The sequence below is a fragment of the Ruegeria sp. CH5 genome, assembly GCF_056537025.1.
Window position 1 is genome coordinate 15385 of record NZ_JBQFQT010000006.1, and the last position, 19211, is coordinate 34595.

The window sequence follows — 19211 nt, forward strand, 5'->3', positions numbered from 1 at the left end:
CGACCGGAAAAACTTGGTTGCGCTAAACCCGGCCTTGGTTGCGCTAACTGTGCCAAACCGTCCTGTTCATGCCCTAAACGGCCGTGATATGAGGCCCTTATCCGCCGGACTAACCGGCACTACGCCTCATGAGCGCAGACGGCCCCAACCGCCGCAGCGCCGCCACAGGAGAAGACACGAATGACATTTGGACGGGTAAACCCGCAGTTCCGCCTCGAAGATCAAGGCATCGAGGGGCTGGGCAATGTCTATTACAACTTGATGGAGCCGGCGCTGATTCAGAAGGCGCTCAAGCGGAATGAAGGCATGCTGGGCAATGGCGGAGCGTTTCTGGTGTCCACCGGCAAGTTCACGGGCCGGTCACCCAAGGACAAGCACGTCGTCCGGACCGAAAGCGTGGCGGACAGCATCTGGTGGGAGAACAACGCGGAAATGAGCCCCGATGGCTTTGACGCGCTGCACACTGACATGCTGGCCCATATGAAAGGCAAGGACTATTTCGTTCAGGATCTGGTTGGCGGCGCTGATCCTGCCTATGCGATCAATGTGCGCATGGTTACGGAACTGGCCTGGCACAACCTGTTCATCCGGCACCTGCTGCGTCGCCCGGACCGCGAGGACCTGGACGAATTCATCGCAGATTACACCATCATCAACTGCCCCAGTTTCCAGGCGGACCCGAAAAAGCACGATTGCCGCAGCGAAACGGTGATCGCGCTGAACTTTGACCGCAAACTGATTCTCATCGGCGGCACCGAATACGCGGGCGAGAACAAGAAGTCCGTGTTTACGCTTCTGAACTACCTGCTGCCGGAAAAAGGCGTGATGCCGATGCATTGCTCGGCCAACCATGCGGTGGGCAACCCCGTCGACACCGCCGTTTTCTTCGGCCTGTCCGGCACCGGAAAGACCACGCTTTCGGCTGATCCGGCACGTGTTCTGATCGGCGACGACGAGCACGGCTGGTCGGATCGCGGGACCTTCAACTTCGAAGGCGGATGCTATGCCAAGACCATCAATCTGAGCGCCGAAGCGGAACCCGAGATCTACGCGACCACGTCGAAGTTCGGCACGGTGATCGAGAACATGGTCTTCGATCCCGAGACTCTGGAACTGGATTTCAACGATGACAGCCTGACCGCGAACATGCGGTGCGCCTACCCGCTGGAATACATTTCGAACGCCTCCAAGACGGCGCTGGGCGGGCACCCGAAAAACATCATCATGCTGACCTGCGATGCCTTCGGCGTCCTGCCGCCGATCGCACGGCTGACCCCGGCGCAGGCGATGTACCATTTCCTGTCGGGCTTCACTTCGAAGGTTGCCGGAACCGAACGCGGCGTGACTGAGCCGCAGCCCACCTTCTCGACCTGCTTCGGGGCCCCGTTCATGCCGCGCCGCCCCGAGGAATACGGCAAGTTGCTGCGCGACAAGATCGCCCAGCACGGCGCAACCTGCTGGCTGGTCAATACCGGCTGGACCGGCGGCGCATACGGCGTTGGCAGCCGGATGCCGATCAAGGCCACGCGTGCCCTGCTGACGGCCGCACTGGACGGGTCGCTGGCCGATGCCGAGTATCGCAAGGACGCCAATTTCGGCTTCGACGTTCCGGTGACGGTCCCCGGCGTGCCCGAAGTTCTGCTGGATCCGCGCCGTACCTGGGACGATCAGGCCGCTTTCGACAAACAGGCGGAAAAGCTGGTGCACATGTTTGCCGAGAACTTTGAACAGTATTTGCCGTTCATCGACGAAGACATCAAAGCCGTCGCAATCGGCTGAACCGACATGCAGGGGCGCGGTTGCGGGCCCCTGCGCGCACAATAACGGGTCCTTGCAGTTATTTGTTCTTCCTGCAGTTGTAATGTGACATTGGCATGAACAAATTCGTTGCCCGCCTAAAAATCATGCAGTAAATCAAGGGCCCATTACAAGGAAATAGCCCGGCGCAAAATGCACCGGGCCAAGACTGAAAAAACCTTTGGGCAGCTCGCGCGCGGACACTCACACTCGCAAGATGAGCAGCCTAATCAAGGCGGTAGTGTATTATCAAGGGGATGAGTGTCAACATGAGATATGTCGCGTGATAGGCGACTATCATGGGTCATTTGACCAAGCGGATATCAACTGGTGGCACTGGTAAAATCAGGAATGGAAATGACCGAGATCTCGAAACTGGCGGAACTGCGCAAGTTGATGCAGAGCATGGAACGCACGTTGGGGCTCGAAGAGCTTTCTCCGGTAGAGCGTGACATTTATTACGCGGCCGAAGAATTGTCGAAAGACACGCGCGAAGTCCGGACCTATGGCCTGATCGAGCACACTTTGGTGCAAAGCGTTTCGCGCCCGACCTTCTTCCGCGCTCTCAAGTCGCTGGTACAGAAGGGCTACTTGTCCCAAAGCGGGAACGCCAACCGGGGACGGTATGTCGTCAACGCCCCGCGTTGACCGCTGAGCAATCCTGAAAGAAGCATGACGTGATGCGATCGTGGGCCTCTGACACGTTTTACGCTTCTTTGGCCTATATCGGCGCATCGTTTCTGACATTTTGGGTTTTGATGCCCATGCAGAACGTGTTCTTTCCAGAGTACCCCAGCCGCGCCAGCCTGTTGTTTCTTCCGCACGGCGTGCGGGTCCTTGCGGCGTGGCTCTTGGGGTGGCGTGCGATACTGGCCATGCTGCCCGGTGTCTTTCTGGTTTTCGCGACACTCGGTGGCTCGGACGTTTTTCTGACAAGCCGCCTGTTGGCCATCTTGATTGCGGTCACGACGGCGCCGGCCGTATTCTATTTGTTGAAATGGCTAGGATGGGATCTGTTTCCCGCCGCTGATCGGGCGCCCTGCTGGGCCTGCATCATGGGGGTCGGGGTCATCACGTCAATCCTGGTGTCCGGCCTGACCAACCTGGCTTTTGGCAGCGCGACGGCCGAGTATTTTGCCTTTTTGATCGGCGATCTTTCGGGACTGCTGTTCCTGATGTTCGGACTGTTTTTTGCCTTCCGCTATTTTGAACGTAAGGGTTGAGCGTTCAACCGAACACCCCCCTGCGCAGCAAGTTCGCACCTGCGATCATCAGAACCAACAAAGTCGCCTTGCGGAACGTGGCCTGATCAATCCGATCATGCATCTGCAATCCCAGCCACATGCCGGCCAAAGCCGGAAGGGTCAGCGCAGCCGAGAACGGCACGGTTTCAGCCCGCAACACGCCTGATCCAATATGCGCCACGACCAGAGCCAAGGCTCCCAAGCCATAGATCACACCCTGTATGCGCAATTGTTCAGATTTGGGTGTATTCAGCGCAGTCAGATAGGCAACGGTCGGAGGTCCCCAAACGCCTGATATGCCGCCAATGAACCCGGTAACGGCACCGACTGCGGCCTCGATCTTCGGCGATTGTTCAGACAGGCTCAGTTTAACGCCCAGCAGTTGGATCGTGGCAAAGAACGTGACGGGAATTCCGATCATCAGAAGGAAAGCCCGCGATGGAACCAAGCTGATCAGCTGAGCGCTCCCCAACAGAAAGACCAGCCCGACAGAAAGAAAGACCCGGAACTGCCGGATCGAAGACATCGCTGCCGCGCTTCCTTCTCTCAAGGCCTGGATCCCGTTCGTCACAACCGTTGGCAGGATCAGCCCGGCCAGCGCAAGCTGGGGCGGCAGCATCATGCTGAGCCCTGAAATCAGGACCATCGGCATGGCGAAACCGACCATGCCTTTCACCGCTCCGGCCAGAAAGGCGACCGCGAACGCAAGGCAGAGTTCGGGCAGGGACATCAATGAAAAAAGATCCATTGCCCCTACATATCACCGCAGATTTTCTCTGCATCGCAAAATTCTCTACGTAATTTTTGGACTTTTTCGACGCTATTTGCGTATTTTTGTTGCGCTGCACGTGCAGCATGATATGACCAGACGACCCAGCAAAGGACGTGATTCATGGCCCATGACGGACAAGATATGACGAACATGACTTCTCAGCCGGTTCTGCCTGATCTTCTGACCCTGACGGGGGCCGCGCTGCCGGCGGTTCAGTCCGTCTTTGACCGGGCGCGCGATGCGGTGCGCGAGATGGTCTCGGCCGAAGGTCGCGTCTCGGGCGCTTTGGTCGAGGCGAACCAGACCGCCGCGCATGGGCTGGCCTGGCTGGCGACCTACAACCAGTCGCTGCAGCAGATGCAGAAATGGGCCGAGGCGCTGGACGCACAAGGCAAGTTCGGCGAGATGGAGCAGCTGCTGCACCAGATCGCCTTTGGCGAATACCTGCACCAGGTCGCCGGCGGCATTCCGATGAACCAGGGCGAGGTCGTGCGCCTGCAGGATCTGGGGCTGGGCTGGGATGCGCTGTCGGGCTTCCAATGCGCCGAGGTGCAGACTCTGATGGCACAGGCCAACAGCCAAGCCGCGCGCAGCCGTCTGGTTCAGCTGATGCAAGACCAGTCTGGGGCCACGATGTTCGGCGCCTCGGGCCTGGACGAAGAGCTTGAGATGATCCGCGAGCAGTTCCGCCGCTATGCGCTAGATCGGGTCGAGCCAAACGCCCATGAATGGCACCTCAAGGACGAGCTGATCCCGATGGAAATCATCGAGGAACTGGCCGAGATGGGGGTCTTTGGCCTGACCATCCCCGAGGAATATGGCGGGTTCGGCCTGTCCAAGGCGTCGATGTGCGTCGTCTCCGAAGAACTGTCGCGCGGGTATATCGGCGTCGGCAGCCTTGGCACCCGGTCCGAGATCGCGGCCGAGTTGATCATCGCGGGCGGCACCGACGACCAAAAGGCCCAATGGCTGCCCAAGATCGCCAGCGCCGAGATCCTGCCGACGGCCGTATTCACCGAACCCAACACCGGGTCGGATCTGGGCAGCCTGCGCACCCGCGCGGTCAAGGACGAAAACGGCGACTACAAGATCACCGGCAACAAGACCTGGATCACCCATGCCGCGCGCACCCATGTGATGACGCTGCTGGCGCGCACCGATCCCGAAACCACCGACCATCGCGGATTGTCGATGTTCCTGGCCGAAAAGACGCCCGGCACCGACGACGACCCCTTCCCGACCCCCGGCATGACCGGCGGCGAGATCGAGGTGCTGGGCTATCGCGGCATGAAGGAATACGAGCTGGCCTTCGACGGCTTCCACGTCAAGGGCGAGAACCTGCTGGGCGGCGAGGAAGGTAAGGGCTTCAAGCAGCTCATGGAAACCTTCGAATCCGCGCGTATCCAGACCGCCGCCCGCGCCATTGGCGTGGCCCAAAGCGCGCTGGACATCGCCATGCAATACGCACAGGAGCGCAAGCAGTTCGGCAAGGCCCTGATCAACTTCCCGCGCGTGTCCGGCAAGCTGGCGATGATGGCGGTCGAGATCATGATCGCGCGCCAACTGACCTATTTCAGCGCCTGGGAGAAGGACAACGGCCACCGCTGCGACCTCGAGGCCGGGATGGCCAAGCTGCTGGGCGCGCGCGTCGCCTGGGCCGCAGCCGACAACGGGTTGCAGATTCACGGCGGCAACGGTTTCGCGCTGGAATACAAGATCAGCCGCGTTCTTTGTGATGCCCGCATCCTGAACATCTTTGAAGGTGCCGCCGAGATTCAGGCGCAAGTCATCGCGCGGCGTCTGCTGGCCTGAGCGCCCGCCCGTCGCGGTTTCCCCAACTTGACCCGGCCCAGCGCCGGGTCTTTTCTTTTCTGGCAAGCCAAAAGCGCCGAGTGACCAGATCTGCCCTGTTCATTTCACCCAACCGGACCCACCGGACACATTGGCCGGGAAAATTCCCCCTTGGGTCCCGGCACAGGTTTCGGCTAAGTAGCGGTCGAACCGCATCATGCTGCGCCGCGGCTACGCAGATGCCGAACCGATCTTTGCGGAGTGACCATGGTGCGCCTACTGATCCTTGTTCTTGGCCTCCTGTTTGCAGGATGTAGCACGCCCTCCGGCTCGACCTCGGGCGATGTTGCCGGTCTGACCCGCGCCATTCAGAACCTCAGCCCCGATGTCGATCCGCAGGAAGCCGCCCGCGCGGCGCAGATCGCCCATGACTATGCGCTGCAGCTGAGGGCCGAATACCGGGTCACCGATCCGGCGATCATCCACAACGCCAAGGTCATCAACGGTTTTCGCGAGCGCGGGCTGTGCAATGACTGGGCCGAGGACATGCTCAAGCGGCTGCGGCAACAGAACTTCCGCACGCTGGACCTGCACTGGATCACTTCGCCGCCGACCCCGTTCCGGATCATCCACCACTCAGCAGCGATCAGCGCCAAGGGCGAGGGGCCTTATGACGCGATCGTTCTGGACGGCTGGCGCAACGGGGGTGACCTGTTCTGGGCCCCGGTGCGCGAGGACACACGCTACAACTGGCGCCCCCGGATGGAGGTGCGCGCCGAACTGCTGGAGCAATGACGCCAAGTCGGGATAGAAAGCCCTCATGCTGCGCCTGAGCCTGATCCTGCCCGCCCTTGCCCTGCTGCAATGTGACCGCGACGAAAGCGTCGCCGCCTATGGCGCAGCCGACCGCACCTGGGTGCTGCAGGAGGTGAACGGCCAGCCCTATGACGCCAGCGCCCTGCTGCGCTTTCCCGAAGACGGCAAGATTGCCGGAAACGCGCCCTGCAATAGCTACTCGGGCACATTGAACGCGCCCTATCCGTGGTTCGAAATCACCGACCTCACCGCCACACGCGCCGCCTGCGCCGGGCTTGAGGCCGAAGGATTCTATTTCGCCGCGCTGCTGGCGATGACGCAGTCCGAGGTGTCGGGCGACGTGTTGATCCTGCGCAACGAGGACGGGCACGAGATGGTGTTCAAAGCCGCCGAGTGAATTGATCGACAAAGCGGGCGCGGGCTTCGGGCAGCGGCGTGTGACCCAGCGATGGCGCCACGCGATGCGCCAGAAAATAGCCGGTCGTGCGCAGCCCGGCGGCGATCTCGTCATCCGGGGCAGCCCCCTGCCCGCGCAGCACCGGCGGCAGAGGCAACAGCCGGTCGGCCCAATCCCCGGCGCCTTCGGCGCTGACCGCCCGGCCGGTCTTGGGCGAGACATAGGCCAGCCCCTCGGTCGTGCCGGTCACGGCGCATCGGGTCAGGTCCAGCCCAAAACCCAGTTCTTCAAGCAGGGCCAGTTCCCAGCGCAGGTAAGCCAGCGGCCAGATCTCGTCCTGGCCCAGCAGATCCATCAGCTGTTCCGTCTGTCGATAGATGCCGGGGTGCGGTTCGCGTTCGGGCAAGCAGAAGGACAGCAGCGCCACGACCGCGTTCAGCCCCGACAAGGCCAGCCGCCCCGAAAACGCCGCCGCCGCGCGCGAGCGCAACGGCTCGACCTGGAAGGTGCCGATATGTTCCTGCAGCCGCGCCCGCCACAGCACGTCCAACTGCGCGCCGGGTTGCAGGATGGGCGCGATCTTGCGGCTGGCACCCCCGCGCACCACGCCCGCATGTCGGCCATGGGTTTCGGTGAAAACCTCGATGATGGCCGCGGTTTCGCCGTGGCGGCGGGCGGTCAGAAGAATGCCATGGTCGCGCCAGTCCATGCGGGGCCCTTGGGTTGCCTTGAGATCGCGTCGGACCGCGACGGTACGGCGCGGCGCGGAAAGAAGCAAATTCAATCGGAAGACGCCGGCTGACGTGCCGGAATTGTGGACTTGGACCCGGGGCGATATTACCCAGAACGGGCAGCCACGAGACCAAACATGACCGACGCAACCTTTCCCAGCATTTCTCCAGCCTTCCGTCGCGCGGACATGACGGTGCATGCAGTGGGCCTGGCGTTGATATTGATAGCGGGCGGCTTGCTGGTGGCTAAGGCGGCAACCCATCTGCAAGCCGCGTTGGTGGCCGCCGTCGTGGTTTACGTCTTGTGTGCGCTGGCGTCGAACCTGGCGTCCTGGGCCTATCACTTTCTGCCGCTGCACGAGCGGCGCACACTGCTGCGGCGCATCGACCACGCGGCGATCTATCCCAGCATTACGGGCACCTTCACACCGTTCTTCGTACTGGCTGGCACGACCTGGACCCTGGGCCTGCTGGTGGTGTGCTGGGCGCTGACGGCGGTGGCGGTTTGGAACAAGATCACCAACGAGACAGTGAAATCGCGCTGGTCGACGGCATCCTACCTGGGGTTGGGCGCGCTGGGGCTGCTGGCCCTGCCCGATCTGCGGGGCGTACCGGTGGCGACGCTGTGGTGCATCCTGGCCGGGTCGGGTTGCTATGTGATCGGAACCGCGTTCTACGCCCGCAAGACGCTGCCCTACCGCTATGCGATCTGGCACATCTGGGTGAACCTGGGCGGGATCGCCATGTTCGCGGGCGTCTGGCTGGCACTGTCGCCTTTGTGGTAAGGCAGGCCTAGTCCAGCCCTTCCTCGTTCAAGAGATGCCGGCCTTGCCGGTCTTCGACCTCGATCACCCAGAGGTCGGGGTCAAAGCTGCGCTGACGGGCAATGGCCTCGTCCACCTCGGCCTCGGGACCTTTGGCGAGTTCGATCCATTTGCGTGCGCCGCTGAGCAGGTCGAAGCTGCGCTGAAAGGCGGTGGCACTGCCGTCGAGCGTGTTGAGCTTGACCAGAACCGCGCCGGCAGTGTCGTCGCCATGGGCTACGACAAAGGCGGGGATCTCGTGCAGGCGCAGCCGGGCCAGATAGGCGTGGACCCAGAACTCGGCCGTCAGGCGGGTCATGCGTTGCCGTCTTTGAAGTCCAGCCCCATTTCCGAGTAGCGCTCGGCCTCTTCCAGCCAGTTGGGCCGGACCTTCACCTGCAGGAACAGGTGGACCTTGCGATCAAGGAATTCCTCCAACTCGGCCCGGGCGGCCTGGCTGACGGCCTTGATCGTCTCGCCGCGCTTGCCCAGCACGATGCCCTTGTGACCGTCGCGCATGACATAGATGATCTGGTCAATCTTGGCCGAACCATCCTTGCGCTCCTCCCAGTTCTCGGTCTCGACCGTCAGCTGATAGGGCAGCTCCTGGTGCAGGCGCAGGGTCAGCTTTTCGCGCGTGATCTCGGCCGCGATCATGCGCAGCGGCAGATCGGCGATCTGGTCTTCGGGATAAAGCCAGGGGCCTTCGGGCAGATGCTGTGCCAGCCAGGCACGCAAGTCCTCGACGCCGTGGCCCTTTTCGGCCGAGATCATGAAGGTTTCAGCAAAGGGGAAGCGGTCATTCAGGTCGCGGGTCAGTGACAGCAGCGCGGGGGCTTCGACCCGGTCGATCTTGTTGATCGCCAGCGCCACCTTGCGGCCCTGCGCGATCTCGGACAGGCCATCCAGGATGCGCTCGACACCTTCGGTGATACCGCGATGCGCTTCGACCATCAGCACGATGATGTCGGCATCGGCCGCGCCGCCCCAGGCCGCCGCGACCATCGCGCGGTCAAGCCGGCGGCGAGGTTTGAACAGGCCGGGCGTGTCGACGAAGACCAGTTGCGCATCACCCTCCATGGCGACGCCGCGGATACGGGCACGCGTTGTCTGCACCTTGTGCGTCACGATCGAGACCTTGGCCCCGACCATGCGGTTCAGAAGGGTGGATTTGCCTGCGTTGGGCTCTCCGATCAGGGCGATGAATCCGGCGCGTGTCGTCATTGTGTGGTGATCCTGTTCTCAAGTGCGCATCCCTATCGCAGAAAGGCACAGCGGGCCAGAGGCATTTGTCGCATTGCCGGGCCGGTACAGGAATGGCAGGACAGGCGCACAGGCCAAGCCGATCCCAGCCAGGCCGCGACCCGCATCTTGAGGATCAGGCATGAAACGACGGGAGTTTCTTTTATCGGGCGGCGCCGCAATGGGGGCCGCGGGCTTGGGTGGACTTGCATTCGCGTCCAATAGCTCCGATCAGGAGATGGTGGTTCAAAGCGCCAGCTACCTGTTTCGGGACCAGCCTACGCACGGAATGGTAAGCCTGAGCCCCGACGCTCCTCCGCCCGTCCTTTTTGGACGTCAGGGTGAAGCGATGAGACTGACGGTCAAAAATACTCTGTCCGACTATACTTCGATGCACTGGCACGGGATGCGCATCCGCAATGATATGGATGGCGTGCCTTATCTGACCCAGATGCCGCTGGGACAGAACGAAAGCTTCACCTACGAGTTCACACCCCCAGACGCCGGAACCTACTGGTATCACCCGCATTGCATGACGATGGAGCAGATGGCGCACGGTCTGACCGGAGTGATGGTCATCGCCGAGCCTGAAGACGTCGGGTTCGACAGCGAGCAAGTGATCAACCTGCGGGACTTTCGCCTGGACGAGACGGGGGCATTTCTGCCCGCCTACACCCAGCGGGGCGCGGCCAGAGCCGGAACTTTCGGCAATGTGCAGACCGCGAACTGGCACCAGCATCCAGTCTATGACCACTCCGCCGGCAGCCTCGTGCGACTGCGACTGCTCAATTCGGACACGACCCGGATCTACAAATTGCACCTGACGGGCGGAAACGCGCAGATCATCGCGTGGGACGGACACCCGGTCACCGCCGAACTGCCGATGCCGAGTGTAGATGATCCCTTGCAGGTGGGCCCCGGTCAGCGTGTGGATTTTGCCGTTGCGATGCCGGACGGCGAAGGGGCGCAGGTCGATCTTATGGCCAAACTGCCCGGTCAGCCCTTGAGGACGATGGCCAGCCTGCGCTCGGTCGGACAATCCGCGCACCGGGACCTGAGAGAACTGAAGCCTTTGCCGAAGAACCCGGTCGCCCTGCCCGATCTCGGCAACGCGCAGGTGCACGAATTCGTCTTCGGCTGGACGCCAGAAGGTGGACTGCCGGACAATGGGTTCTGCGGGTCTCTTGGATACAATTTCTGGTCGATCAACCGGGTTCCCTGGCCCGGAGATGCTGCCGCGGACGTCGGGCCACTGGCGACGCTGGAACTGGGCAAAAGCTATGTCCTGAGGCTGCGCAATGAATCTCCGAACCTGCATCCGATCCATCTGCACGGGCTGGTCTTTATGCTGTTGCGATCAAACCTGCGAGAGTTGCCGCCGCTGGTGACGGACACCATGCTGCTGTTGAAAGACGAGGTCGTCGAAATCGGGCTGGTCGCGGACAATCCGGGTGACTGGGCCTTTCACTGCCATGTGATCGAACACCAGAAGACCGGGCTGACCGGGTTCTTGCGGGTCGTTTGAGCGGCAAGGTCTAGCGGTTGCAGACGCGGTTCGTGATAGGTGGACAGCCCTCGCGGACATTCCCGGACAGATCAAGAGCAGGTAACGCCGCGATCGAAGAGATCAGCTTGTCACACGATCCAGCAGAGCCTGCGCAGCCGCCTGTTCCGCCTGACGTTTGGAGCCGGCGGTTGCCTGGGCCTCGGATCCGTCCTGCAGCCGGGCCGCGATGGTGAAAACGGGGGCGTGATCCGGGCCGCTGCGCGAAATCTCGACATAGGCGGGCGGTTTCTGCCCGCGCGCCTGCGCCCATTCCTGAAGCGATGTCTTGGCATCGCGCGCATCCGCTTCGACCGTGTGGATCCGGTCGCCCCACAGCGACAGGATCACTTTCTGCGCCGCCTCAAAACCGGCATCGCGATAGACCGCAGCGATAACTGCCTCCATGGCGTCGCCCAAGAGCGCCTGCTTGCGGCGCCCGCCCGACAGCATCTCTGACCGGCCCAGCTTCAGAACCGCGCCGATATCGATCTGGCGGGCAACGTCGGCACAGGTTTCCTTGCGCACCAGTGCGTTGAAACGGGGGGCCAGTTGGCCTTCGGTGGCCTTCTGATCGGCCTCGAGCAAAGCGGTGGCCATCACAAGCCCCAGCACACGGTCACCCAGAAACTCGAGCCGCTGGTTGTCCGGGCGTGTCGAAGACGAAACCGACCCGTGCGTCAGCGCCCGAACCAGTAGTTCGGGATTGGCGAACCTGTGTCCAAGGCGTTTTTCGAACGCCTTCATGTCGGTCGACAGCTTCAATTGACCGCCTTGAAGAACCGGTCACCGCGCCAGGTCCAGAAAAACAGCATCGAACGCCCGGCGGACGAGAACATGATGCGGTCGGCTCGACCGATCAGGTTTTCGTAAGGAACGTAGCCGACGCCGCCTGCGACCTGCGGCACGCGGCTGTCACTGGAATTGTCACGGTTGTCGCCCATAAAGAAGTAGTGCCCTTCCGGCACGGTGTAGACACCCGTGTTGTCGGTACTCTGGTTGCCGATATTCAGGATTTCGTGTGACACGCCGCCCGGCAGCGTTTCGATCATCCGGGTCTTTTCACAGGTGCCGCCCACGCCGACCGGACCATTTTCACAGCGCGGCCGAAGACGTTGAGGCCCTTGCGGCTCGGCGATTTCGGAAAAAGTGCCATCCGGGGTCTGCTTGGCTTCGGTACCGTTGATGTAGACCACGCCATCCTTGATCTGGATCTTGTCTCCGGGCAGGCCGATCAGGCGCTTGATGTAGTCGCGCCCCGAAACCGGATGGCGGAACACGATGACGTCGCCACGCTCGGGCTCACCGCCCAGCAGTCGGGTATTGTCGCCCCCCATCCAGCCGCAGATGTCCTCGGCATCGACATCGAGGCCGACGCTGGGGATGATCAGACTGGGGCAGGACGCGTAGGAATAGCCATAGGCCATCTTGTTGACGAACAGGAAATCACCGATCAGCAGCGTGGGTTTCATCGACCCCGACGGAATCCAGAACGGCTGAAAGAACAGAGTGCGGAAAACGCCCGCGATCAGCAGGGCATAGACGATGGTCTTGATCGTCTCCCAGATGGCGTTTCCGGATTTGGCTTGCTCGGCCATACTGCTCTCCAGTCCTTGCTCGGCTCGGGGGGTTACATGCGGCGCGGTCGCGGGGGTGTCAAGGCCGCTGCGTCGGGATCACCAAGCGGGCGCGCTTCGATCACCACGAAGGCCTGCGCCCATGGATGATCGTCGGTCAAGGTGACGTGGATGATCGCCTCGTGCCCTTCGGGCGTCATTTCCTTCAGCCGTTCCGCGGCCCAGCCGGTCACATGCATGACGGGCTGACCGGTGCGCAGATTGGTAACTGCCATGTCCTTCCAGGCGATGCCCATACGCAGCCCCGTGCCCAGCGCCTTGGAGCACGCCTCTTTTGCGGCCCAGCGCTTGGCGTAGGTTCCGGCCGTATCCCGCCGGCGCTCGGCTTTGCGCTGCTCGGTCTCGGTGAAGACACGGTTGCGGAACCGGTCACCGAACCGATCGAGCGTGCCCTGAATGCGCTCGATATTCGCAAGATCCGTACCGATGCCGAGTATCATGAGTGCGTCTCTTTCTTTGCCCTTTCAAGAGCCTTGAACGCAGACCGGGCGCCCACCCACAGGAATAGCCGCGAAATGAGAAACGCCACGACAAAGGTGATCGTGAAACCGATTACCAAAAAGTTCACCGGGATACCGGCCAATCCCTCGGACATGCCTGGAACGACAAGAAAAAACAGCCCAGCCATGACAAGGTTGGTCAACATCCCGACGATGCCCATCCATAATGCGGCGCTCCACATGTCGCCGCTGCCCGGCATGGTCTGGTGTGTCTGAACCTGTCGGTGTCCTTCGAAAGTCGCGGCGGCCAAAAAGGGGATGAACGGCAGGAAACTGCTGGACAAGTCAATTCCGAACACCGCCGAAACGCCAAACAAAATAGCCGGGACCGCGATCGAGGTGATCACGAAGACGACAAGAAACCTGGGAATGTTCAAGCGCATCGGGAGATCCAGAAGAAGGAGGCTTCAAGGCAGTGGCTCATTGGCGCGCCTCATCCATCAGGCGGCGCATTTCCTGAATGGCCGGGGTGAGGCCCCGGAAGATGGACTCGCCGATCAGGAAATGGCCAATGTTCAACTCGCGCACTTCGGGAAAGGCGGCAACGGGCTGGACCGTGTCATAAGACAGGCCATGGCCGGCATGCACTTCGAGGCCCAGCGAATGGGCAAAGGTGGACATCTTTCGCAGCGCCTCCAGTTCGCGTTGCGCGTCGTCCACCCGACCCTCGGCATGGGCGTCGCAATAGGCACCTGTGTGCAGCTCGATCACTTCGGCGCCGATGCGGTGGGCGGCCTCGATCTGCTTGGGGTCTGCGGCGATGAAGATCGACACCCGGCAACCGACGTCACGAAGCGGCGCGATGAAATGCGCCAGACGGTTTTCCTCGCGCGCGACTTCCAGGCCACCTTCGGTGGTACGTTCCTCGCGCTTTTCGGGGACGATGCAGACCGCGTGCGGCTTGTGGCGCAGAGCGATCTTCTGCATCTCATCCGTAGCCGCCATTTCAAAGTTCAGCGGAACAGTCAGAACCTCCATCAGCCCGTCGATATCCGCATCCGAGATATGCCGCCGGTCTTCGCGCAGGTGCGCAGTGATGCCGTCGGCCCCGGCCTCTTCGGCAAGCTTTGCGGCGCGAAGCGGGTCGGGATAGGCGCCGCCACGGGCGTTGCGCACGGTGGCAACATGGTCGATATTCACGCCCAGGCGCAGAGGGGTATCAGACATCCTTCGAATCCTTTTTGTTCGCGTCGCCCGAGCCTATCGGGTTTGGTCGGGGAACGGCAGAGCTTGCTTCGGCCAAGCGTTTGATTTCTTCGAACTTCGCCTTGATCTTTGCGCGGCGGCGCATCTGATAGGTTCGGATCACCGGCAGGCTGATATGGGTGCAGATCACGCCGGCCACGATGCCGGGAATGATGCCGCCAATCATGTAGGGAAAGAACACTTCGTCATAAAATTGCGACAGCCCGTGCCAGTCAGCGACCCGATCGGAGAACATCGCCAGGAAGTTATCCTTGAGGTCCCCCATCGCGCTGGCAAATTTGCCCATCAGCCCCTTGGTGTCGCCCTCTTCGTATTCGGTGCCCAGCAGGAAATGCCCAGTTTGCAGGCAGACCACGCCGATCGGAACGTAGGTCAGCGGGTTGCCGAAAAACGTGCCGCTCAACGCGGCAAGGATGTTGCCGTTCAGCATCCGGGCCAAGACCGCGGCAACCAGAAAATGAAGGCCGTAGAATGGGGTGAAGGACGCGAACACCCCGGCCCCTACCCCACGGGCAATGCGTTCGGGCGAGTCCGGAAGACGACGGACGCGGTGTTTGACATAGTGGAAGGCGCGGGTCCAACCGCCGCGAGGATAGACCAACTCGGACAGGACCTGGAGTACCGAGCGGCGATCACGGCGCTTGAAAACCACTCCTGATCACCCCTTCTCAGCCAGCTGCGACCGCAGCGCTTGTCATGTCCCGATACCGTTCGACCGCAGCCACGTCACTTTCCGCCTCGAGCATCAGCATCAGCGAATGCAGCTGTTCAAGATCCCGCACCTCGATACTGATAAGCAGACGATAGAAATCTGGCTTCCGGTCCACGAATTCCAGGTTCGAGATATTGGCCTTTTTCTCGCCGATCAATGTGCAAATACGTCCCAGCACGCCGGCGTCGTTGCCGATGGTCAGCTCCAACGTGGCGCCATAAGCGGCCGGGTGCGTGCCGGTATGCCAGTGAAGGTTCACCCACCGTTGCGGCTGATCCTCGAATTCGGCAAGGCGATCGCAATCGATGGAATGCACCACCACGCCCTTGCCCCGAGACGTGATGCCCACGATACGTTCGCCCGGCAAAGGCTGGCAGCATGGCGCGCGTTCAAACCCCTGCCCCGGCTCAAGCCCGATCACGGCGCGACGCAAGGGGATTGCTTCGCCCTCGTCGCGGGTCAGGTCGGGATAGACCGCGGCCACCACATCATGGGCGGTCAGTTCGGCACTGCCGACGCGGGCCAGCAACTCATCGCTGTTCTTGATGCGCAGGTGTTTGGCGGCGGTTTCCAATGCTTTGTCGGTCGCCTTGCGGCCGACATGCTCGAACCCCGCGCGGACCAGCTCGCGCCCCAGTTTGATGAACCGTTCACGATCAACCTCGCGCAGGGCGCGGCGGATGGCGGTGCGGGCCTTGCCGGTCACGGCAATCTCAAGCCACGTCACCTGCGGAGTCTGGCCGTCGGCCGTGATGATGTCGACCGATTGGCCATTCTTGAGCCGCGTCCACAGCGGCACGCGGATACCGTCCACCTTGGCCCCGACACAGGCATGGCCGATGCGCGTATGAATGGCGTAGGCGAAATCGATCGGGGTCGCCCCGCGCGGCAGTTTCACCACGTCGCCCTTGGGCGTGAAGCAAAAGACCTGGTCCGAATACATCTCGAGCTTGACCGCCTCGAGGAAATCTTCGTGGTCTTCCTCTGTATCGAACTGCTCGGTCAGGTTGGCGATCCACTTCGCCGGATCGACCGCAAATGGGTTTTCCGTCCGTACACCGTCACGATAGGACCAGTGCGCGGCCACACCTGTCTCGGCGACGTCATGCATCTGACGGGTACGGATCTGCACCTCGACCCGCTTGCCGTCACGACCCGAGACCGTTGTATGGATCGAGCGGTAGCCGTTCGATTTCGGCTGGCTGATATAGTCCTTGAACCGCCCCGGCACCGCGCGCCAGCGCTGGTGGATGGCCCCAAGGGTGCGATAGCAGTCTTCTTCGGTCTGGGTAATGATGCGGAAGCCATAAATGTCGGACAGGCGCGAGAAGCCCTGATCCTTCTCCTGCATCTTGCGCCAGATCGAATAGGGTTTCTTGGCGCGACCAAAGACTTCGGCCTCGATCCCCGCTTTCTCAAGCTCGTGCCGCATGTCTCCGGTGATCCGGTGAATCACGTCGCCGGTTTCGCGTTGCAGCGTGATGAAGCGGCGGATGATCGACTGGCGGCCTTCGGGATTGAGGACGCGGAACGCCAGGTCCTCAAGCTCTTCGCGCATCCACTGCATACCCATCCGGCCGGCCAGCGGCGCGTAGATGTCCATCGTTTCGCGCGCTTTCTGCACCTGCTTTTCAGGGCGCATCGCCTTGATCGTGCGCATGTTGTGCAGGCGGTCGGCCAGCTTGACCAGGATCACCCGCAGGTCCTTGGACATGGCCATGAACAGTTTGCGGAAGTTCTCGGCCTGCTTGGTTTCGCGACTGGACAGCTGCAGGTTGGTCAGCTTGGTGACGCCGTCGACCAGCATCGCCACCTCGTCACCGAACAGTTCGGCGATCTTGGAATAGCTTGCCTTGGTGTCCTCGATCGTGTCGTGCAGCAGCGCGGTGATGATCGTGGCATCGTCCAGGCGCTGCTCGGTCAGAATGGCGGCAACTGCGACGGGATGCGAAAAATAGGGCTCGCCCGAATGCCGGAACTGCCCTTCATGCATCTGCATTCCGAACTCATAGGCCCGGGCGATGCGATCGGCATTTGTCTTGGGGTTGTAGTTGCGGACCAGCGCAATCAGGTCTTCAACAGAAATCATCCGGTCCGCACCTTCGCTTGCAGGGCTTACCCCTGCCCCTGGGCCTCCATCAGGGCACGCAGGAGTTTCTCTTCGGACATGTCGTCATCTGCGGGCTTGTCCGACTCTGCACCCATCAACAGCGCCATCTGATCTTCTTCGGGCTCGTCGACCTCGATCTGGGTCTGGTTGGCCTCGATAAGACGTTCACGCAGCTCGTCCGCCGTCTGGGTTTCTTCGGCAATCTCGCGCAGAGCCACGACGGGGTTCTTGTCGTTGTCGCGGTCAACGGTGATCGATCCGCCAGTGGAAATCTCGCGCGCACGATGGGCGGCAAGCATCACCAGTTCGAACCGGTTCGGTACCTTGTCTACGCAGTCTTCGACCGTCACGCGGGCCATGAGGCGCTCTCCACAAATGAATCCGTGTCAGGAAGGGGTTTATCTAAGCGCGATTCTCTGCCTTGACAAGCGGGAAATGCCCAGCATTGGCGGCTCAGAGGGGGGTTACGGCGGCAACCTCGTCCGCAGGCAGCTGTCCGATCATTTCCCGGACGGTCAAATCCAGCACGGGATGGCGCCAATCGGGCGCGACGTCAGCCATTGGAACCAGCACGAATGCCCGGTCCTGCAGGCGCGGGTGCGGCACGATCAGTTGTTCGGGCGCGGATTGCACCTGCTGCTCCATCGGCAAATCCAGCCAGCGGCGGTATCCGTCCAGGTCCGGCAGAACGCGGTCGTCCCAGCAGACAAGATCAAGATCAAGTGTGCGCATACCCCAACGCTGAACCCTGGCGCGGCCGAACTCGGCCTCGACCTCGTGCAGCAGGTCCAGAACACCGCGCGGATCCAGTTCCGTCTCGATCAAAGCGGCTGCATTCACATAGTCCGGGCCGGCGCCCGCAGGGAAGCAGGGGGTCGAAAACAGCCGGCTTTTGGCCCGAATCACCAGCCCCTTGGCCTCCATGACCTCGAGAGCCTGCGCGAGTGTCACCTTGGGCCCGTTTCCTCTCAAGGTGAGATTTGCCCCCAACGCCACGACCACTTTTGACATGGATTTGACCACTTTTATCCCCGTATTCCGTTCAGAGAATACTTGCGATACAGGTCAAATAGCCTATTTTAAAGGCATCAATGCGCGAATTTATTTTTTTCACTCACAGACACCTCCGCGCGTTGAGCGATACCGGAAGGACAAATTAATGTTTTACAAGGACGAACGGCTTGCGCTGTTCATCGACGGCTCGAATCTGTACGCCGCCGCAAAAGCACTGGGGTTTGACATCGATTACAAGTTGCTTCGCCAGGAATTCATGCGTCGAGGCAAGCTTCTCAGAGCCTTCTACTACACAGCGCTGCTAGAAAACGACGAATACTCACCGATCCGTCCGCTTGTCGATTGGCTGCATTACAACGGTTTCACCATGGTAACCAAGCCGGCCAAGGAATACACCGACAGCATGGGGCGCCGTAAGGTCAAGGGGAACATGGACATCGAACTGACTGTCGATGCCATGGAGCTTGCGCCGCGCGTGGATCATATCGTGCTGTTTTCGGGTGATGGGGATTTCCGCCCGCTGATTGCCAGCCTGCAACGTCAGGGCGTGCGCGTGTCGGTCGTCTCGACCATCCGCAGCCAGCCGCCAATGATTTCGGACGAGCTACGTCGTCAGGCCGACAATTTCATCGAGCTTGACGATCTGCGCGACGTGATCGGACGCCCTCCGCGGGACGTGTCCGATGAACCGCGTACGGTAGCCGTCGCAGGAAAATAAAAACTCCGCCATCCACCACTCACACATGTGGAGCAATCGCGCGGTCAGGACTTCGTGTACTGGCCGCGCTTCTTTAATCAAGAACCCGTGCTCAAACGGGTATTGGCTAAAAGGACTTCGTGTCAGCATCATGACAAGGCTGTCCTGACTGGACCAACAGGTGGAAAAGCCTTACCTG

General features: G+C 61.3%; 22 protein-coding genes. 9 read left to right on the forward strand and 13 right to left on the reverse strand.

What is annotated here, in order from left to right:
• Window positions 1-180: 180 nt before the first annotated feature.
• The 3 genes from ACR0JC_RS16925 to ACR0JC_RS16935 all read left to right on the forward strand — a co-directional run bounded on the left by ACR0JC_RS16925 (window position 181) and on the right by ACR0JC_RS16935 (window position 3020).
• A complete protein-coding gene (locus ACR0JC_RS16925; protein WP_170343435.1) occupies window positions 181-1779 on the forward strand; it encodes a phosphoenolpyruvate carboxykinase in 1599 nt (532 codons plus the stop codon).
• Between the two features lie 348 nt (window positions 1780-2127).
• Window positions 2128-2445: a hypothetical protein gene (locus ACR0JC_RS16930; protein WP_254920234.1), complete on the forward strand. Its 318-nt coding sequence runs from the start codon at window positions 2128-2130 to the stop codon at window positions 2443-2445.
• 32 nt (window positions 2446-2477) lie between these two features.
• Window positions 2478-3020, forward strand: a complete 543-nt coding sequence (locus tag ACR0JC_RS16935) for a hypothetical protein (RefSeq protein WP_254430024.1) — start codon at window positions 2478-2480, stop codon at window positions 3018-3020.
• A gap of 4 nt (window positions 3021-3024) precedes the next feature.
• Here the strand turns inward: ACR0JC_RS16935 and ACR0JC_RS16940 are convergent, their stop codons facing one another.
• Complete coding sequence (locus ACR0JC_RS16940; RefSeq protein ID WP_170343434.1) at window positions 3025-3789, reverse strand: sulfite exporter TauE/SafE family protein; 765 nt, start codon at window positions 3787-3789, stop codon at window positions 3025-3027.
• A gap of 144 nt (window positions 3790-3933) precedes the next feature.
• Between ACR0JC_RS16940 and ACR0JC_RS16945 the strand changes: the two genes are divergently transcribed.
• The 3 genes from ACR0JC_RS16945 to ACR0JC_RS16955 all read left to right on the forward strand — a co-directional run bounded on the left by ACR0JC_RS16945 (window position 3934) and on the right by ACR0JC_RS16955 (window position 6817).
• On the forward strand, window positions 3934-5625 hold the full coding sequence (locus ACR0JC_RS16945; RefSeq protein ID WP_170343433.1) for an acyl-CoA dehydrogenase family protein: 1692 nt from the start codon (window positions 3934-3936) through the stop codon (window positions 5623-5625).
• 246 nt (window positions 5626-5871) lie between these two features.
• Entirely contained in the window at window positions 5872-6399 is a 528-nt protein-coding gene (locus ACR0JC_RS16950; RefSeq protein WP_170343432.1) for a hypothetical protein, read from the forward strand.
• Window positions 6400-6424: 25 nt separating this feature from the next.
• Complete coding sequence (locus ACR0JC_RS16955; RefSeq protein WP_170343431.1) at window positions 6425-6817, forward strand: META domain-containing protein; 393 nt, start codon at window positions 6425-6427, stop codon at window positions 6815-6817.
• On the opposite strand, the gene recO is transcribed toward ACR0JC_RS16955, so the two are convergent.
• Entirely contained in the window at window positions 6801-7526 is a 726-nt protein-coding gene (gene recO / locus ACR0JC_RS16960; RefSeq protein WP_170343430.1) for a DNA repair protein RecO, read from the reverse strand. The genes ACR0JC_RS16955 and recO overlap by 17 nt on opposite strands.
• Before the next feature lie 159 nt (window positions 7527-7685).
• Here recO and trhA point away from each other — a divergent pair, with 159 nt between their 5' ends.
• Window positions 7686-8333: a PAQR family membrane homeostasis protein TrhA gene (gene trhA, locus ACR0JC_RS16965; protein ID WP_170343429.1), complete on the forward strand. Its 648-nt coding sequence runs from the start codon at window positions 7686-7688 to the stop codon at window positions 8331-8333.
• A gap of 7 nt (window positions 8334-8340) precedes the next feature.
• Here trhA and ACR0JC_RS16970 read toward each other — a convergent pair whose 3' ends face one another.
• Complete coding sequence (locus ACR0JC_RS16970) at window positions 8341-8670, reverse strand: DUF1491 family protein (RefSeq protein ID WP_170343428.1); 330 nt, start codon at window positions 8668-8670, stop codon at window positions 8341-8343.
• Window positions 8667-9575 (reverse strand): GTPase Era, encoded by a 909-nt coding sequence (gene era / locus ACR0JC_RS16975; protein ID WP_170343427.1) that lies wholly within the window; start codon window positions 9573-9575, stop codon window positions 8667-8669. Before era ends, ACR0JC_RS16970 begins: the two co-directional genes overlap by 4 nt.
• 160 nt (window positions 9576-9735) lie before the next feature.
• Between era and ACR0JC_RS16980 the strand changes: the two genes are divergently transcribed.
• On the forward strand, window positions 9736-11118 hold the full coding sequence (locus ACR0JC_RS16980; RefSeq protein ID WP_170343426.1) for a multicopper oxidase family protein: 1383 nt from the start codon (window positions 9736-9738) through the stop codon (window positions 11116-11118).
• 102 nt (window positions 11119-11220) lie between these two features.
• On the opposite strand, the gene rnc is transcribed toward ACR0JC_RS16980, so the two are convergent.
• The 9 genes from rnc to folK all read right to left on the reverse strand — a co-directional run bounded on the left by rnc (window position 11221) and on the right by folK (window position 18324).
• Window positions 11221-11901: a ribonuclease III gene (rnc, locus tag ACR0JC_RS16985; RefSeq protein ID WP_170343425.1), complete on the reverse strand. Its 681-nt coding sequence runs from the start codon at window positions 11899-11901 to the stop codon at window positions 11221-11223.
• The gene (gene lepB, locus ACR0JC_RS16990; protein ID WP_170343424.1) at window positions 11898-12734 is read right to left on the reverse strand and encodes a signal peptidase I; all 837 of its coding nucleotides are present in this window, start codon (window positions 12732-12734) and stop codon (window positions 11898-11900) included. Before lepB ends, rnc begins: the two co-directional genes overlap by 4 nt.
• Window positions 12735-12766: 32 nt before the next feature.
• On the reverse strand, window positions 12767-13213 hold the full coding sequence (gene acpS, locus ACR0JC_RS16995) for a holo-ACP synthase (RefSeq protein WP_093965271.1): 447 nt from the start codon (window positions 13211-13213) through the stop codon (window positions 12767-12769).
• Window positions 13210-13656, reverse strand: a complete 447-nt coding sequence (locus ACR0JC_RS17000) for an ABZJ_00895 family protein (RefSeq protein WP_170343423.1) — start codon at window positions 13654-13656, stop codon at window positions 13210-13212. The genes acpS and ACR0JC_RS17000 overlap by 4 nt, the downstream gene beginning before the upstream one ends.
• A gap of 37 nt (window positions 13657-13693) precedes the next feature.
• Complete coding sequence (locus ACR0JC_RS17005; protein WP_170343422.1) at window positions 13694-14440, reverse strand: pyridoxine 5'-phosphate synthase; 747 nt, start codon at window positions 14438-14440, stop codon at window positions 13694-13696.
• Window positions 14433-15131 (reverse strand): DUF2062 domain-containing protein, encoded by a 699-nt coding sequence (locus tag ACR0JC_RS17010; RefSeq protein WP_170343421.1) that lies wholly within the window; start codon window positions 15129-15131, stop codon window positions 14433-14435. The genes ACR0JC_RS17005 and ACR0JC_RS17010 overlap by 8 nt, the downstream gene beginning before the upstream one ends.
• 16 nt (window positions 15132-15147) lie before the next feature.
• Window positions 15148-17280: a RelA/SpoT family protein gene (locus tag ACR0JC_RS17015; RefSeq protein WP_170343420.1), complete on the reverse strand. Its 2133-nt coding sequence runs from the start codon at window positions 17278-17280 to the stop codon at window positions 15148-15150.
• A 26-nt stretch (window positions 17281-17306) separates the two neighbouring features.
• The gene (rpoZ, locus tag ACR0JC_RS17020) at window positions 17307-17660 is read right to left on the reverse strand and encodes a DNA-directed RNA polymerase subunit omega (protein WP_170343419.1); all 354 of its coding nucleotides are present in this window, start codon (window positions 17658-17660) and stop codon (window positions 17307-17309) included.
• Window positions 17661-17754: 94 nt separating this feature from the next.
• On the reverse strand, window positions 17755-18324 hold the full coding sequence (gene folK, locus ACR0JC_RS17025) for a 2-amino-4-hydroxy-6-hydroxymethyldihydropteridine diphosphokinase (protein WP_437342841.1): 570 nt from the start codon (window positions 18322-18324) through the stop codon (window positions 17755-17757).
• 136 nt (window positions 18325-18460) lie between these two features.
• Between folK and ACR0JC_RS17030 the strand changes: the two genes are divergently transcribed.
• On the forward strand, window positions 18461-19033 hold the full coding sequence (locus ACR0JC_RS17030) for a LabA-like NYN domain-containing protein (RefSeq protein WP_093965260.1): 573 nt from the start codon (window positions 18461-18463) through the stop codon (window positions 19031-19033).
• Window positions 19034-19211: the final 178 nt, after the last annotated feature.